At 40.4% G+C, this 17,670-nt stretch carries 16 protein-coding genes and 1 rRNA gene; all 17 read right to left on the reverse strand.

Annotated elements, in window-relative coordinates; all coding sequences use genetic code 11:
- Positions 1-411: ribosomal RNA gene (locus tag ATS75_RS18870) — 16S ribosomal RNA — on the reverse strand; the annotation flags it as partial.
- 582 nt (positions 412-993) lie between these two features.
- On the reverse strand, positions 994-2,787 hold the full coding sequence (locus ATS75_RS18875) for a choice-of-anchor I family protein (protein WP_058561977.1): 1,794 nt from the start codon (positions 2,785-2,787) through the stop codon (positions 994-996).
- Between the two features lie 136 nt (positions 2,788-2,923).
- Positions 2,924-4,282 carry a bifunctional UDP-N-acetylglucosamine diphosphorylase/glucosamine-1-phosphate N-acetyltransferase GlmU gene (gene glmU / locus ATS75_RS18880; protein WP_058561978.1) on the reverse strand — a complete coding sequence of 453 codons (1,359 nt, stop codon included), beginning with the start codon at positions 4,280-4,282 and terminating at the stop codon, positions 2,924-2,926.
- A 279-nt stretch (positions 4,283-4,561) separates the two neighbouring features.
- Positions 4,562-4,984: a F0F1 ATP synthase subunit epsilon gene (locus ATS75_RS18885; protein ID WP_058561979.1), complete on the reverse strand. Its 423-nt coding sequence runs from the start codon at positions 4,982-4,984 to the stop codon at positions 4,562-4,564.
- Between the two features lie 13 nt (positions 4,985-4,997).
- Positions 4,998-6,383 carry a F0F1 ATP synthase subunit beta gene (gene atpD / locus ATS75_RS18890; protein ID WP_058561980.1) on the reverse strand — a complete coding sequence of 462 codons (1,386 nt, stop codon included), beginning with the start codon at positions 6,381-6,383 and terminating at the stop codon, positions 4,998-5,000.
- Between the two features lie 33 nt (positions 6,384-6,416).
- On the reverse strand, positions 6,417-7,277 hold the full coding sequence (atpG, locus tag ATS75_RS18895) for a F0F1 ATP synthase subunit gamma (RefSeq protein WP_058561981.1): 861 nt from the start codon (positions 7,275-7,277) through the stop codon (positions 6,417-6,419).
- 60 nt (positions 7,278-7,337) lie between these two features.
- A complete protein-coding gene (atpA, locus tag ATS75_RS18900) occupies positions 7,338-8,879 on the reverse strand; it encodes a F0F1 ATP synthase subunit alpha (protein WP_013466263.1) in 1,542 nt (513 codons plus the stop codon).
- Positions 8,880-8,893: 14 nt separating this feature from the next.
- Complete coding sequence (atpH, locus tag ATS75_RS18905; protein WP_058561982.1) at positions 8,894-9,427, reverse strand: F0F1 ATP synthase subunit delta; 534 nt, start codon at positions 9,425-9,427, stop codon at positions 8,894-8,896.
- Between the two features lie 16 nt (positions 9,428-9,443).
- The gene (gene atpF, locus ATS75_RS18910; RefSeq protein ID WP_058561983.1) at positions 9,444-9,914 is read right to left on the reverse strand and encodes a F0F1 ATP synthase subunit B; all 471 of its coding nucleotides are present in this window, start codon (positions 9,912-9,914) and stop codon (positions 9,444-9,446) included.
- 41 nt (positions 9,915-9,955) lie between these two features.
- Positions 9,956-10,189 (reverse strand): F0F1 ATP synthase subunit C, encoded by a 234-nt coding sequence (atpE, locus tag ATS75_RS18915; RefSeq protein ID WP_010561330.1) that lies wholly within the window; start codon positions 10,187-10,189, stop codon positions 9,956-9,958.
- Positions 10,190-10,248: 59 nt separating this feature from the next.
- Positions 10,249-11,106 carry a F0F1 ATP synthase subunit A gene (gene atpB, locus ATS75_RS18920; RefSeq protein ID WP_058561984.1) on the reverse strand — a complete coding sequence of 286 codons (858 nt, stop codon included), beginning with the start codon at positions 11,104-11,106 and terminating at the stop codon, positions 10,249-10,251.
- 15 nt (positions 11,107-11,121) lie between these two features.
- A complete protein-coding gene (locus tag ATS75_RS18925; protein ID WP_058561985.1) occupies positions 11,122-11,502 on the reverse strand; it encodes an ATP synthase subunit I in 381 nt (126 codons plus the stop codon).
- 142 nt (positions 11,503-11,644) lie between these two features.
- Positions 11,645-12,562, reverse strand: a complete 918-nt coding sequence (locus tag ATS75_RS18930; RefSeq protein WP_058561986.1) for a ParB/RepB/Spo0J family partition protein — start codon at positions 12,560-12,562, stop codon at positions 11,645-11,647.
- Between the two features lie 20 nt (positions 12,563-12,582).
- On the reverse strand, positions 12,583-13,368 hold the full coding sequence (locus tag ATS75_RS18935) for a ParA family protein (RefSeq protein ID WP_058561987.1): 786 nt from the start codon (positions 13,366-13,368) through the stop codon (positions 12,583-12,585).
- 13 nt (positions 13,369-13,381) lie between these two features.
- Positions 13,382-14,002: a 16S rRNA (guanine(527)-N(7))-methyltransferase RsmG gene (rsmG, locus tag ATS75_RS18940; protein WP_058561988.1), complete on the reverse strand. Its 621-nt coding sequence runs from the start codon at positions 14,000-14,002 to the stop codon at positions 13,382-13,384.
- A gap of 15 nt (positions 14,003-14,017) precedes the next feature.
- Complete coding sequence (gene mnmG / locus ATS75_RS18945; RefSeq protein ID WP_058561989.1) at positions 14,018-15,907, reverse strand: tRNA uridine-5-carboxymethylaminomethyl(34) synthesis enzyme MnmG; 1,890 nt, start codon at positions 15,905-15,907, stop codon at positions 14,018-14,020.
- 422 nt (positions 15,908-16,329) lie between these two features.
- Positions 16,330-16,785 carry a flavodoxin domain-containing protein gene (locus tag ATS75_RS18950; RefSeq protein ID WP_058561990.1) on the reverse strand — a complete coding sequence of 152 codons (456 nt, stop codon included), beginning with the start codon at positions 16,783-16,785 and terminating at the stop codon, positions 16,330-16,332.
- Positions 16,786-17,670 lie beyond the last annotated feature (885 nt).

Raw genomic sequence — 17,670 nt, forward strand, 5'->3', positions numbered from 1 at the left:
CCTTCTTCACACACGCGGCATGGCTGCATCAGGCTTTCGCCCATTGTGCAATATTCCCCACTGCTGCCTCCCGTAGGAGTCTGGACCGTGTCTCAGTTCCAGTGTGGCTGATCATCCTCTCAAACCAGCTAGGGATCGTTGCCTTGGTGAGCCATTACCTCACCAACTAGCTAATCCCACTTGGGCCAATCTTTAGGCGAGAGCCGAAGCCCCCTTTGGTCCGTAGACGTTATGCGGTATTAGCAGTCGTTTCCAACTGTTGTCCCCCACCTAAAGGCATGTTCCCAAGCATTACTCACCCGTCCGCCGCTCGTCAGCAAAGTAGCAAGCTACTCTCTGTTACCGCTCGACTTGCATGTGTTAGGCCTGCCGCCAGCGTTCAATCTGAGCCATGATCAAACTCTTCAATTAAAAGTTTTTTGTCTTTCGACAGCTCAATGAATTCTGAATTTATTTAATATCTTTCGATATTGAATTGACTGTGCTGCAATTCCTACCGAAGTAGTTATTGCTGTTGGTCACTCAGTTTCAATTGAGACTCTAAATTTTTTTGCCTCACTACCTAAGTAGCTTGGCTGTTAGAACTCAATCTGTACGAGTGCCCACACAGATGATTGCTTTATATTGTTAAAGAACGTTTGAGTTGCTTTAGCGACTCAAGGGAAGCGAAGTTTACGCTTTCCAATTTTTTTGTCAACACTTAACTTAAAAAATTTTTAATGTTAAGTTTTACTCGACTCACTTACCGTTTGTTCAGCGCTTTTCATTGCTGCCTGCCGGGTCAGTGGATGCGCATTATAGGGATTATTTGGAGGCGGTCAATGCTTTATTTTAGTTTTATTAAATTAATTGCAATTTAGTATAATATCCATACAAGCAAAGGGCTGTAGAGACAATTTAGTATAATAAACAAACAACAATATACTTATTTATGAGAGAAAAAAAAAGCGATACATCATTAGCCATGCATCGCTCTTATTTTTTCATAGATTACTATTGTGTACTAATTTCCCAAACCGCAATTGAACCTGAAATTTCGTTACCAACAATTAACAACGCTTGATTAGTTGCACTTTCAGCCGCGGGGATAAAACTCATCCCTTCTGGCGCAAGATCGCCGCTGACTTGTGATCCAGTTTCTAAGCCCCGATTGTAGAAGTAATCTTGAAACTTCACATCGTAAGGGTTGGTTATATCAAATACCATTATCCCACCCATTCGCTCTAAACCTACAAAAGCAAATAATCGGTCATTTATTTCACCTAATGCTAAAGCCTCTGGTTCAGCACCTTTATCATCTGATCGAGTATCGCCTTTGTTTTCGTCTTCATTATTATTAAATGCGTCACCATGAACAGAAGCTGTAATACGACCTATCGTATCTCCCGAGTCAAATACCACCAGCCCGTTACTATCCCAAATAGTAAACGAACGCGCGCCATACGCATAAAGTGCCTCGTATTGACCATCTTCATTATTATCGCCTTTTACCGTGGTTACTTTTAAACGACCAATATCGTTATCATCGTTGTTTAAGTAATCAAAGTTGCTAGCAAGAGTTAAGTCTTCAACACGGCTTTCGTCTATATAAGCAAGGCACCCATCGTCTTCATCATAATCTAGGCCACCTTTAGCTGTGCAATCTGCTTCATCAGTTGTATCAAAAAAGTACTCACGCGCATCGCCTTCATTCGCTGAAACAATAAAGTTTGCACCTTTCCAGCTAAAGCTTGAAATTGTGTCTGGTTGATACATGCCATATAGACCTGGGTATGATTTTAAATTTACACCACCATCTTTATCTGAGGCGTCAATTTGTAAATTAGCCCATGCTTTGAAGCCCAACCCTTTTAGCTCAAGGCTATTATCTTCAAGGTTAACAATAGCGAGGCCGTTATTTTCTTGAATTGATACATAAGCGTATTTATTATCTTTAGAAATGCTTACATATTCAGGCTCTAAATCCATCGCAACAGTGGTACTAATTAAATTGCCATTAATAGTGCGACCCGTTGGATTTGCAAAAACGAGTCCTTTCGCTTCAAGTGCTGCTTGCTGGTTGTTATAAGCAGCAAAACCAATATTCGTGGCGGTATCTTCAATCACACCCTCTACGACATCGATGATACTAATTGAGCCTTCTGGATCAATACTGTAGTCACCATTCGGTTCACCTTCATTTGCAACAACCACTTTTGTTCCGTTATGAGTAAACGTAACCATATCTGGTAAAAAACCAGCCGTAACGTTCTTAATGAATACAGGGCTGTCGCCACTGATGTCGTAAAACGCAATATGACCCGCTTCTCCAACGTTCTTTGCAGCCATCGCTACCGCGAGTAATTCATTATTTGAATCAATTGCTATGCTGTTTGCATCGCCTGGTGTATTTTCATTGAGGGAAAGTGTAATTGCAGTGCTCAAATTCGTGGTATTAATTATACCTTCGTTATCTTTTACAAGTGCGGCAGTATCAAAGGTATCAGCAGGGATAATATTTATCACAGCGGCATCACCTGAACTATTTATTGCGTATATCCATTTTTTTGATTTTTGATATGCGACAATTTCAGCTGCGCCTTCAGGACTTTGTGCATTGAGCACCGCACGACCAACAAGATTTATATTGAGGCCTGAATTTGCATTAGTGCCATCTATACCATCTGTTCCTGCGATTCCTTGCGCACCGGGCTCACCTTGAATACCGTTTACCCCATCATCCCCCTCAAGAGAGCAACCTGTAAGTACCGATAGAATAGATAGCGCAAGTAGTGTTCTTCGTAACATTATTATTTCCTTAGTATTGTAATTGGTTAAATATCAACACAAAGGCATGACAACAATATGGCACTTTTATTTAATTACTTTTATGCAATAAAAAAGCGAGTTTTTAAACTCGCTTTTTTAAAAGAAGAATACTTAATTACTTTTTAACGGGTCGCTTCCAACCATCTAGATTTCTTTGTTTTCCACGGGCTACAGCTAGTTGTTCATCTGCAACTGAGTTTGTAATAACAGAACCGGCGCCTATAGTGGCTGTTGCACCGATATTAACGGGTGCGACAAGTGAGGTATTTGAACCAATAAATGAATTATCACCAATAATAGTTTTAGATTTATTCACGCCATCGTAGTTACACGTAATGGTACCTGCACCGATATTAACCTTTTCACCAATTTCAGCATCACCAAGGTAAGTTAAGTGATTTGCCTTAGAACCTTTACCTAGACGCGATTTTTTCATCTCAACAAAGTTACCGATGTGCGAATTTTCTTCCATAATCGCACCTGGGCGCAAACGTGCAAAAGGACCCAGCGTACATTTATCAGCAACGCTTGCATCTTCAATTAAGGTATTTGCTTTTATAATCACATTATCGCCAACGGTACAGTTTTTAAGTACACAGTTAGGTCCCACCTCAACGTTATTACCTAAAGTAACTTTACCCTCAAATATAACGTTCACGTCAATCAGTACATCTTCACCTGTTCTCACTTCTCCGCGTACATCAATACGTGCAGGATCAGCAAGAGTTGCACCGTTTAGCATTAACTCTTCTGCTTGCCATGCCTGATAAGCACGCTCAAGACCTGCAAGTTGCACTCGGTTATTTGCCCCTTCAACTTCCATTGGGTGATCAGGTTGTGCAGAGCTTATTTCCACACCTTCGCTATGCGCCATGGCAACGATATCTGTTAAATAATATTCACCTTGGGCATTCTCGTTAGATAGATTACCTAACCAGCTTTTTAATAGCTTGCCATTTACCGCCATAATACCGGTGTTTACTTCAGTAATTAATAACTGCTCTGGTGTTGCATCTTTTTGTTCAACAATACCAACCAATTTTCCATCAACACGTAACATACGACCGTAGCCATTTGGGTTTACTAAGTTAACGGTTAATACTGCTAGGCCATTGCTAGGGGTTGCAGCAAGTAAACGCTCAAGGGTTGACTGCTTAGTTAGTGGCACATCGCCGTACAAAACTAAAACGGTGTCTTCGTCATGAATATGAGGATTGGCTTGCGCTACCGCGTGACCCGTGCCTAATTGTTCAGCTTGTAAAACCCAATTTACGTCGTTATCGGCTAGTTGTTGTTGTAATAATTCTCCGCCGTGACCATAAACTAAATTAGTTGAAGTCGCACCCAGTGCGTTGGCGTTATCAATAACATGTTGCACCATAGGTTTACCTGCAACTTTATGTAAAACTTTTGGAAGCGCTGAACGCATACGAGTACCTTTACCCGCAGCTAAAATAACTGTCGTGAGTGACATTAAAACAATATCCTTCTTTCTTTGTTTTAGTTAACTAATGCAACCAACACCTCAGTTTATGTGGTGACGCATGCCACTTCATGTGCGCATACTCGCAACAAAACTAATCCTGTGCTACGTACCTAAACTAGGTGAGTGTTTGCTTATATGCCTTTATTGTAGCGAGGTTTGGCGAAGGATATAAGTATAAGAAGTGATCTAATGCACTCTTTGCATCAATAATTTATTTTAAGCACAAAAAAGCCCACATAAAGTGGGCTTTTAAAAAACCAGATAGGCTTACTTATTACGTAATTGCTGAATAACACGTAGCTGGGCAATTGCCTCTGCTAGTTGAACAGCTGCTTGGTTATAATCTAACTCAGCAGTGCCACCTTGTGCCATTTGTTGTTCAGCGTCACGTTTAGCTTGCTCAGCAGCTTGCTCGTCAAGGTCTTCACCACGAACAGCTGTATCAGCAAGTACGGTCACTATGTTCGGTTGAACTTCTAGTGTACCACCTGCAATATAGATGAATTCTTCTTCACCAAATTGCTTAACTAAACGTACCATACCAGGTTTAAGGGCAGTTAGTAGTGGAGCGTGACCGGCATTTACACCTAACTCACCTTCACTACCACTTACTTGAATAGATTCAACTAAACCAGAAAATAATTTCTCTTCAGCGCTTACTACATCAAGATGTACAGTCATAGCTGCCATACTACCCTCCTAATTACATGCTTTTGGCTTTTTCTTGAGCTTCTTCGATAGAGCCAACCATGTAGAACGCTTGCTCTGGAAGGTCATCAAACTCACCGTTTAAGATGCCTTTAAAGCCAGCAATTGTGTCTTTAAGTGAAACGTATTTACCTGACGCACCTGTAAACACCTCTGCCACGAAGAATGGCTGAGATAGGAAACGTTGGATTTTACGTGCACGAGATACAAGTTGCTTATCTTCGTCAGAAAGCTCATCCATACCTAGGATTGCGATGATGTCTTTAAGTTCTTTATAACGCTGAAGAACTGTTTGAACGCCACGTGCTACACCATAGTGCTCTTCACCAATTACTTGTGGATCAAGCTGACGTGAAGATGAATCAAGAGGGTCTACCGCTGGGTAGATACCTAGTGATGCGATATCACGAGAAAGTACCACTGTTGCATCTAAGTGAGCAAACGTTGTTGCTGGAGATGGATCCGTTAAATCATCCGCAGGTACGTATACCGCTTGGATTGAAGTGATTGAACCTGTCTTAGTAGATGCTATACGCTCTTGTAGTACACCCATTTCTTCAGCAAGTGTAGGCTGGTAACCTACTGCTGATGGCATACGACCAAGAAGTGCTGATACTTCTGTACCCGCAAGTGTATAACGGTAGATGTTATCTACGAAGAAAAGTACATCGCGACCTTCATCACGGAACTTCTCAGCCATAGTAAGACCAGTTAACGCTACACGTAAACGGTTACCTGGAGGCTCGTTCATCTGACCGTATACAAGCGATACTTTATCAAGTACGTTTGAATCGTTCATTTCATGGTAGAAATCGTTACCCTCACGAGTACGCTCACCAACACCTGCGAATACTGAGTAGCCGCTGTGCTCGATTGCGATGTTACGGATAAGTTCCATCATGTTTACGGTTTTACCAACACCGGCACCACCGAATAAACCAACTTTACCACCTTTAGCGAACGGACATACAAGGTCGATTACCTTGATACCTGTTTCTAAAAGTTCAACTGAGCTTGATTGCTCTTCATATGAAGGTGCTGCACGGTGGATAGACATACGCTCGTCTTCACCGATTGGACCTGCTTCATCAATAGGCTCACCAAGTACGTTCATGATACGACCTAGGGTCTTTGTACCAACTGGAACTTGGATTGCTTTGCCTGAATTTTCTACTGAAGCACCACGACGTAAACCGTCAGTAGTACCTAGTGCGATAGTACGTACCACACCGCCACCTAGCTGCTGTTGAACTTCTAAAGTCAAACCAGCTAAATCGCCATCTGTTACTTTTAGCGCGTCATATACGGCTGGCACGCTGTCTTGTGGAAATTCGATATCCACAACGGCGCCGATAATTTGGACGACCTTACCTAAACTCATGTCTATTCCTCTCGTTAATCTTTGCCTGAAGCATTAAACTGCTGCTGAACCAGAACAAATCTCACTAATTTCTTGTGTGATTGCTGCTTGGCGAGCCTTGTTATAAACAAGCTGTAACTCGTCCATAAGGTCACCAGCATTATCAGTTGCAGCTTTCATTGCAACCATGCGGGCAGCCTGTTCAGAGGCAGCGTTTTCAACTACACCTTGGTATACTTGAGATTCAATGAAACGTACTAACAAAGACTCTAAAATAGCCTCTGGGTTTGGTTCATATAAGTAATCCCACGCATGTGTAGATACTTCTTCTTCAGCTTTTGGCAAAGGGAGTAACTGATCTACTATTGGCTCTTGCTTCATGGTATTAACAAAGTTGTTATATACCAGGAATAAACGGTCAATTTTGCCTTCTGAAAATGCATCTAGCATTATTTTTACAGGACCAATTACATCCTGCACAGAAGGTGTATCTCCAAGACCTGCTTTTTTAGCAAGTACTTGACCACCAAAACGTTGAAAGAAGCCAGCTGCTTTACTACCTAAAGTAGCAAAATCAGCATCTACGCCTTTCTCTTTCCACGCTTTAATCTCTAATGCAACTTTTTTAAACTCATTTGAGTTTAAACCGCCACATAGACCACGGTCAGTAGAGATAACAATATAACCAACTCGTTTTACTTCACGCTCTTCTAAGAACGGGTGAGTAAAATCAAGATTTGCTTGAGCAACACGACCAATCACTTTACGTAATTTTTCAGCATATGGACGGCTTGAAGCCACTCGTTCTTGCGCCTTTTTCATTTTAGACGCAGCAACCATTTCCATTGCGCTGGTGATCTTTTGAGTATTTTTAATACTGCCGATCTTGCTTTTAATCTCTTTTCCGCTGGCCATGACTCTCTCTCCGAATCAAGGTGAGCTTTAGCAAACTAAAGCGCACCATTAATAACTAAATTACCAAGTTTGCGTAGACTTGAACTTCTCTAGAAGTTCTTTAAGCTGCGCTTCGATCTCGGCGTTGTAGTTACCTGTTTCATTGATTTGAGCCATAAGCTCTGCGTATGTGCTGTTTGCATAAGAAAGTAAAGCTGCTTCGAAATCCATGATTTTAGCGATTTCGATATCTTTCAGATAACCTTTCTCAGCTGCAAATAACGACAAAGACATTTCAGCAACAGACATTGGCGCGTACTGTTTCTGCTTCATTAGCTCTGTTACACGCTCACCATGCTCAAGTTGAGCACGAGTAGCATCATCAAGGTCAGACGCGAACTGCGAGAACGCAGCTAATTCACGGTACTGAGCTAGGGCTAGACGGATACCGCCACCTAGTTTCTTAACGATTTTAGTTTGTGCAGCACCACCAACACGCGATACCGAGATACCAGCATTTACTGCCGGACGAATACCTGAGTTGAATAAGTCAGTTTCTAAGAAGATCTGACCATCGGTGATAGAGATAACGTTTGTCGGTACGAACGCAGAAACGTCGCCGCCTTGAGTTTCAATGATAGGCAATGCCGTCAATGAACCTGTTTTACCTTTCACTTCACCATTAGTGAATTTTTCAACGTAATCAGTGTTTACACGTGATGCACGCTCTAAAAGACGCGAGTGAAGGTAGAATACGTCACCTGGGTATGCTTCACGGCCTGGTGGACGCTTAAGTAGCAATGAGATTTGACGGTAAGCAACAGCTTGCTTAGATAAATCATCATATACGATTAATGCGTTTTCACCACGGTCACGGAAGTATTCACCCATAGTACAGCCCGAGAACGGTGCTAAGTACTGAAGTGCCGCAGATTCAGAAGCAGATGCTACAACTACGATAGTATTTGCAAGTGCACCGTGCTCTTCTAATTTACGTACTACGTTAGCAATAGTAGATGCTTTTTGACCAACCGCTACGTACACACACTTAACGCCTGTGTCTTTTTGGTTGATGATTGCATCGATTGCTAGTGCAGTTTTACCTGTTTGGCGGTCACCGATAACAAGCTCACGCTGACCACGACCAACTGGGATCATAGCATCGATAGATTTGTAACCAGTTTGTACTGGCTCATCTACTGATTGACGCTCGATTACACCTGGTGCAATTTTTTCTACAGGTTCAAAACCGTCGTTATCTAAAGCGCCTTTACCATCGATAGGAGCACCTAGTGTGTTAACAACACGACCAAGTAGACCCGCACCAACAGGAACTTCTAAGATACGACCAGTTGTGTATACTTTTACGCCTTCTGTAAGGTCAGCGTAAGGACCCATTACTACTGCACCAATTGAGTCACGCTCAAGGTTTAGTGCGATAGCATAACGGTTGCCAGGAAGCTCAATCATCTCACCTTGCATACAGTCAGCTAGACCGTGGATGCGAATGATACCGTCAGTAACAGATACAATTGTACCTTCGTTACGAGCTTCACTTACAACTTCGAACTTCTCAATACGTTGTTTGATCAGATCAGAAATTTCAGTGGAATTAAGTTGCATGCTCTTTTTCCCAATTACGATTGTAGTGTTGTGGCTAAGCGGTTTAATTTTCCGCGTACTGAGCCGTCGATTACAGTATCACCAGACTTGATAATAAGTCCGCCAACAACTGTAGCGTCTTCACTACAATTCAGCTTAACTTTGCGTGCGAAACGTTTTTCAAGTGTCGCTGCCAATGATTCTTGCTGCTCTGCAGCAAGAGGAGTTGCCGAAATCACATCAACATCGATTTCTTTGTCATAGTCTGCTTTTAAAGCAGAAAATAACTGAGCAACATCAGGCAGTGCAATCAAACGTCCATTTTCAGCCATCACCTTCACTAGGTTCTGACCTTGTTCGTTGAGCTGCTCACCACATAAGTTAATAAATAACTCAGCTTGTGCTGAAGCAGTAGGCAATCCAGCTAAAATGCTTGATGCTTGTTCATTGCTGGCAACGTGGCCAGCAAAGAACAACATATCATTCCAGCTTTCAATGGTGCCTTTCTCAACGGCAAGTTCAAAAGCCGCTTTAGCGTATGGGCGAGCGATAGTAGTCAATTCAGACATGCTCATACCCTCCTAATTACAGCTCAGCGACAAGTTTTTCAACGATGTCACTATGTGCGGCTTGATTGATTTCGCGCTCTAAAATACGTTCAGCACCAACCACTGCAAGAGTAGCTACTTGTTTACGTAGCTCTTCTGTTACACGGTTACGCTCTGCTTCGATTTCAGATTGCCCTTGAGCAATAATTTTTTCACGCTCTTGCTGACCACGAACAGTTTCTTCGTCAACAATTAGCACGGCACGCTTTTTAGCTTGTTCAATGATATCAGCCGCTTGAGCTTTTGCATCTTTAAGCTGATCAGCAGCTTTCTTTTGCGCAAGTTCTAAATCTTTTTCGGCTCTATCAGAGGCAGCTAAACCATCTTCGATTTTCTTTTGGCGAGCTTCAATTGCACCGTTTAGTGGTGGCCATACGAACTTCATACAGAATAGTACGAACACCGTAAACGCAATTAATTCACCGATAAGAGTGGCGTTTAAGTTCACAACCGCTCCTCCTTAAATAGTAAGCTGTTCAAAAAATAAAATTAAAGTACGAACAACAATACCATCGCGATACCAACACCAATCATTGCTACAGCATCGATTAGACCAGCTAGGATGAACATCTTAACTTGTAGTGAAGGAGCAAGCTCTGGTTGACGCGCACATGCTTCTAGGAATTTACCACCCATGTTACCGAAGCCGATTGCAGTACCGATTGCACCAAAACCGATAAGTAAAGCTACAGCGATATACTTAAGACCGATCATTAGTTCCATTTTTTTCTCCAAAGTTTCAATTGTATATTAAAGTTAAAGTAAAATTGTAAATCTAGTAATTAGTGATTATCAGAGCTAGCCATGCTTAAGTAAACGATTGTAAGCATCATGAATACGAATGCTTGTAGTACGATTACTAAGATATGGAATACTGCCCAGATAAAGTGCAACGGAAGTTGCATTAAACCAACTGCGCCGATCAAGATGAAAATCAACTCACCAGCATATAAATTACCGAACAAACGCAGTGCTAGCGAGAAAGGCTTAGCAACAAGAGCAATAAGTTCAAGTAACAAATTAAATGGGATCAAAAGAATTTGAACCAATGTGTTGTTTGAGCTAAACGGGTGAAGCGTTAACTCTTTAATGAAACCGCCAATACCTTTGATTTTAATTGAGTAGCCGATCATCAACAAGAAAACACCTAGCGCTAGCGCTGCGGTTAAGTTGATGTCAGTTGTAGGTACGATTTTCATGTATACATCGTGTGAATCCATACCGAACGCAGTTTCGCCAACAAAGCCAGCAAATGCAGGTAAGAAATCAACCGGTATTAAATCCATTAAGTTCATTAAGAATATCCAAACGAATATCGTTAATGCTAATGGTGCAATCAGCTTGCTCTTACCGTGGAAGGTATCGCGTACGTTGTCACCAACGAACTCTACGATCATTTCAATAAAACATTGAAATTTCCCCGGTACACCCAGTGTTGATTTTTTTGCGGCACTACGGAAGATCCATAAAAAGATAAGACCTAAACCGATAGACCATGCGAGGGTATCTATATGCCATGTCCAGAAACCACTATCCGCACATGCTTTATTGAAGGCAAGACCGGCATCGGTCGAGCACATCTTAGCATTGGTTAAGTGGTGCTGAATATGGCTAGATAGAGTAACTTCTTCTGCAGCCATGTTATATCCCAAAAGTTAATGTTTAAAAAAAACGGGTGCAAACAATCCAGTTAATAAAGCTAGTACATAAAGAGTAAAAAAAGGTAATAACATTACCGTAAAATGCTTTAGTACCAGCGCAAACAATATGATTGTTAGCAAAAATTTTAGTGCGTTACCTCGTTTTAAGGAGCTATACGCTTGATTTACCCTACTTGCACCCATATACCTGAATGCATAGATGGCAAATACACAGTGAGGAAGTACCGCAACAGCGCCTCCAGCTAATGCTGATAGACCGGCGTTGACTCCCCAACCGATAAAAATAATGATGGCAGCAACCAATGCTACACTACCTTGCAAACAGATTAATTTAAATGCAGCCAATTGATAAGGCGCTGCTAACTTATTAGTCACGTTTCGTTAACCTTATTAGCGTTCTATTTGTCAGGGTATGAAAACTGGCGAAATTATACTGAATCCTGCCAGTTTTGCAACTTGAGTCGGTGTATTGTGGTGCAAAATAGCGACAATTGTCTCATTTTGGACATGATATTAATTAATGCTCGGAATAGTCTTGATTTATACGGTGTAAAATTCCATCTAACTCATCCAAATTAGTGTAGGAAATAACCAACTTCCCTTTGCCTTTTTTATTGTAGTTTATCTCAACTTTAGCACCTAAATTATCAGCTAGTTGCTGTTCTAACTGTTTGACATCTGGATCTTTTTCTACAGTCTCTTTTTTAGGTGCAGGCTCTAATATAGAACGGACTAACTTTTCGGTTTCGCGCACTGTCAGTGCTTTGGCAACGGCTAACCTGGCAGCATCAGATTGAGATTCACCTTCTAACGCTAATAAACAACGTGCATGACCCATTTCGATGTCACCATGCTCTAACAATATTTTAACATCGTCGTTTAAGTTATTTAAGCGAAGTAAATTAGTCACCGTGGTGCGAGATTTACCTACTGCATCAGCCACTTGTTGGTGTGTTAATTCAAATTCATTTAATAAACGGCTTAATGCAATGGCTTCTTCCATGGCATTTAAGTCTTCACGCTGGATATTTTCAATAAGCGCGATAGCAACAGCCGCTTCATCTGGCACATCTTTAATAATGCAGGGGACAACATCAAGTTTCGCTATTTGTGCAGCTCGCCAGCGACGCTCACCCGCTATAATTTCATAACTATTGTCTGCAACAGGACGCACCACAATAGGCTGAATAATACCTTGAGAACGAATAGAGCTAGCTAATTCTTCAAGGGCTTCTTCAGACATGTCTTTGCGCGGTTGGTATTTACCTGAATGTAAGAACTCAATAGCCAACTTTTGTAATTCAGATTTTGAACCATCCACTGATTGCTCTATTGCAGGCGCTAATACAGTGGAATCTTGACTTACTGGTGCTGGTTTTGATGAACTAAGTAAAGCATCAAGCCCTCGGCCTAAACCGCGTTTTTTAGCAGACATGTTATTTTTTTACCTCAAAGTTAGGCGACAATAGGAGATTTTTTTTCTTTTCTGCGAAGCATTTCACCAGCGAGGGCTAAATACGCTTTAGCACCACTTGATGCGCGATCATAGTACATAGCAGGTGCACCAAAGCTTGGCGCTTCTGCTAAACGAACATTACGTGGAATGACGGTGCGATATACTTTATCACCAAAGTGTTGTTTTAATTGCTCTGATACATCATTTGCTAATCGATTCCGCGGATCATACATCGTACGTAGAATCCCCTCGATTTGTAGTTTTGGATTAACCATTTTTGCAAGTTGAGTAATGGTATCCATCAATGCTGTCAATCCTTCTAGTGCATAATATTCACATTGCATAGGCACTAAAATAGAATCTGCAGCAGCCATTGCATTTACCGTTAACATATTTAGAGAAGGTGGGCAGTCGATAAAAATAAATTCGTATTGGTCTGCTATTTTTTCTAATGCATTACGTAAGCGTACTTCTCGAGCAAAAAGCTCCATCAGCTTTACTTCAGCAGCAGTCACATCACCATTAGCAGCAATTAAGTGATACTCACCAGAGGTTTCTTTGCATACAACTTCATCAATGGGTTTTTCTTCGATTAATAAATCATAGATAGTTGCAACATCACTGTATTTATCAACACCGCTTCCCATGGTTGCATTACCTTGTGGATCGAGATCGATTAATAGCACTTTGCGTTTTGTTGCTGCCATTGAAGCGGCTAAATTTACAGCCGTGGTGGTTTTACCCACGCCGCCTTTTTGATTTGCTATTGCGATGACTTTTGCCACAGTGCTCTGATCCCTAGTCTTTAGAAAGAATAATTAAATGTCTTTGTGCATCTAACTCTGGTACTTCCAATGCTATCTTTTGCTCAAATTTAATGCCTGCAGGTAATGATTCTAGCTCGTCACTAGGAAACACACCCTTTAATGCTATAAATTTACCTGAATGATCAATCAAGTGCGAACACCAGTCAACCATATCTTGCAATGAAGCAAATGCACGACTTAACACACCATCTAATTTAACACTTGGTTGGTATTGTTCAACTCTAGACTGTACTGGGGTGACATTTTTAAGGCCAAGCTCATGTTTAACTTGCATTAAAAATCTTACTCGCTTGCCTAAACTATCTAATAAAACAAACTGAGTATCGGGTAGCGCTATCGCTAAAACAATACCTGGTAAGCCAGGGCCGGTACCAACATCAATATAATGATGACCGGGTAGGTGAGGAGCAACAACTAAACTATCCATGATGTGTTTAATCATCATTTCCTCTGGCATACGCACAGACGTTAGATTATATGCTTTGTTCCATTTGTTAAGTAGCTCAACATATTGAACGAGTTGCTGCTGTTGTTTTTCAGTTAGCGCAATATCAGTTTGCGCTAACAAAGAGGTCAATTGTTGCTGTAACACAGTATTCCTTAATCGTTACGCAATTTTACGTAACAAGCCTTGCTTCTTTAGATACACTAATAATAGCGAAATCGCCGCAGGGGTGATACCAGAAATACGCGATGCTTGACCGATAGTGTCTGGGCGGGCTTCTGTTAACTTAGCAACAACCTCATTTGATAACCCTGAAACAGTCGAATAATCATAATCTTTTGGTAATACCGTTTCTTCGTGTCGTAATTGTTTATTGATCTCATCTTGCTGGCGTGCAATGTAACCAGCATATTTAGTATGGATCTCAACTTGCTCAAGTGCCGCTGCATTATCAAATTCAGATCCAAGGCCATCAATAGCCATTAGATCGTTATAACGAATTTCAGGACGACGCAAAAGATCTTCTAAACTTGCTTCACGTACCAATGGTGTTTTCAATAAGTTATTTACTTGATCAATCACAGCATGATCTTTATGGATCCACATTTCTTTAATGCGTTGTGATTCTTTTGCGATCACATCCATTTTTTCATTAAATGATTGCCAACGCTCATCATTGACTAACCCTAGTTCACGGCCTTTTGCAGTTAAGCGAATATCCGCATTATCTTCACGTAGTAATAAACGGTATTCAGCACGGCTAGTAAACATGCGGTATGGTTCTTTAGTACCGAGTGTTGTTAAGTCATCAATAAGTACGCCCACATAGGCTTCGTCACGACGTGGAGTCCATGGTTCTTTACCTTGAACTTGAAGCGCTGCATTCATACCCGCAATTAAACCTTGTGCCCCCGCTTCTTCATACCCAGTGGTGCCATTGATTTGGCCAGCAAAGAATAAACCATCAATAAATTTAGTTTCGAGTGATTTCTTTAAATCGCGAGGATCAAAAAAGTCATACTCAATGGCGTAGCCTGGGCGACAAATATGTGCATTTTCAAAACCAGCTATTGATTGGACGATTTCAAGTTGAACATCAAATGGTAAGCTAGTTGATATTCCATTAGGGTAAAGCTCATATGAGGTTAATCCTTCTGGCTCGACAAAAATTTGGTGTTTATCTTTATCTGCAAAACGAACGATCTTGTCTTCAATAGAAGGGCAGTAGCGTGGGCCAATGCCTTCAATTACACCTGAATACATTGGCGAACGGTGTAAATTATTACGGATCACATCATGCGTTTTTTCATTAGTGTACGTGATGTAACACGGGATCTGTTGTGGATGATCTGATTGCTTACCTAAAAATGAAAATACAGGCGTCGGTGCATCACCGGGCTGTTCTTGCATTTTTGTAAAATCAACAGTACGTGCATCAATACGTGGTGGAGTTCCGGTTTTTAAGCGATCAACCCGAAATGGTAATTCACGTAAACGATCAGCCAAAGCAATTGAAGGTGGATCACCTGCACGGCCGCCTTTAAAGTTCTCTAACCCTATGTGTATTTGACCACCTAAGAAAGTGCCTACAGTCAATACAACGGAAGGTGCACTAAAGCGTAAACCCATTTGGGTAACAACGCCTTTAACTTGGTTATTTTCAACAATGAGATCATCACATGATTGTTGAAAGATCTTAAGATTATCTTGGTTTTGTAGAATGTCTTGAATGGCTGCTTTATATAAAGCACGATCTGCTTGTGCACGTGTTGCACGGACAGCAGGGCCTTTAGAAGAATTGAGTGTTCGAAATTGAATGCCCCCTTTATCAATGGCCTGAGCCATTGCACCACCGAGTGCATCGATTTCTTTAACTAAATGACCCTTACCAATTCCACCAATGGCAGGGTTGCATGACATTTGGCCTAAGGTATCCATGTTGTGAGTTAGCAAAAGCGTATTCATTCCCATACGCGCAGCAGCCAATGCAGCTTCAGTACCTGCATGTCCACCACCAACAACAATAACATCAAAATTTTCATGAAAAATCATTTCAGGATCCTACTTAAATCAACCAGCAAACTACCAAGGGGAGCGTATTCTACCTATAAATTGACAGAAGATAAATGATTAAACAGTGGTCAAGATCTAAGTAAGTGATCTCTAATAATATAAAGGATCTTTTAAAGAGATCTTTTATTTCTATTACTACTACTGATCAGGTTTTCTGTTGATAAGGTTTAGTTCATATATAAAAACATAGACTTAGATCAGATCTAAAGGTGTTTATATGATCGGATCAACACGAATATAAGCTCTGATCAAAACAGTCACTTATACACAGGGGGTATTCAAATGGATCTTATCCCATGGATAATAACCCTTTAAAACGCAGTTAGATCATAGGTTATCCACAAACCGATCTAAATTATAAATAAATTGTGCATAACTTTAGCTGGTGGATTAGTATTAGATCACAGTGATTTTAGGTTGTTTATTTCGATCCACTGTGGCAACCAAGCTAAAGCAGTCTCTTCAGGTAGGCTTTCGTCAAGGATATTCAGTTCAAGCCGTTGTGCCGTACAGTGTGCGCCTTTACTTAAAAGTAACGCTTCTAAATTGCGGCCTGCAAGATTGTAAGTGTCATAGCTAGTATCACCTAAGCCAATAACACTAAATTTTAATCCTTTTAAATCAAGTGCTTGTTTAATACTTTCAATAAAAGGGAGTAAGTTTTCAGGGTAATCACCAGCGCCGTATGTTGATGTACACAAAAGCCAGATTGTGTTGTCTTGGTTAATATCATTAAAGCTAGGCTGATCATGCACTTCAGTTGGAATTCCTAAACTAATTAGCTGTTCTGCCAATTGCTCACCAACATATTCGGCAGATCCCATTTGGCTGCCAATTATAATATTTACCGAACACATAAATTTACTGATCACTCACCTACTTAATTTGCAGCTATGATAGCTAACTTTATTGCTCAGTAAAGAGAATACTTTAACTTTGTATAACTTTTTGTGAGTGAAAACTATTCATTCTGCTTAGTTTTATCTTAATTTATTGAAATTTATGAACAAAATAAAATATTCCTAAATGTAATCATCTGATAAAGCTGTGTGTAATTAGTGTGGAACCCTTGGGTTTTTACGAGTTGAACAATATTATAAATGACTAAGTTATTGATATTTTATAAGTAATGATGTGTTTATTTATATTGATAAATCAATAAGCACTATGTGGATAGATCTGCTGTGAATAACGATCATTTACAATAGTAAAAAAAATTGATGACATTGAATATTTTTCGATTACAGCCAAATTTACAGCTATTTTTCTAAAAAACGTGAAATTAAGCTAAAAATAATAAGGATCCTTGCTTCTTTTTTATAAGAAATAGGGAGGTTTATTAGAAGATCGTCGATTTGTGGATAAGTTTTTTTGTTTTATTAAGTGATCCTTCGCACTGGTTAACGCATTTTTCACTTTAGGATCGATCAACACAGCTTATTCCTGAGGGTTAAATCAGTTTTAATATCGCTTAATTTGAAGCTTAAATATTATAATAAAGGCTAGAATTTGGTTTTATATTAACTTAAATACACGTAAATTTACGTTAATCAACTTGGTATCAGACGGCTTTTTGAACATTCGAGTGAAGAAATACAGCTTTAATTGGGGGAGAGAGTCTCGTTTTTTAAAGTCATCCACGAGTTGTACGATTCACATTTTGATTTTTGAAAAGGAATTCTGAGGGTTTTATGTAAGAAGTTTTAAACTAAAAAAGGTCAAAAAGAGTGTATTCACACTCT

Source organism: Pseudoalteromonas sp. H105, from assembly GCF_001469215.1.
GTDB lineage: Bacteria > Pseudomonadota > Gammaproteobacteria > Enterobacterales > Alteromonadaceae > Pseudoalteromonas.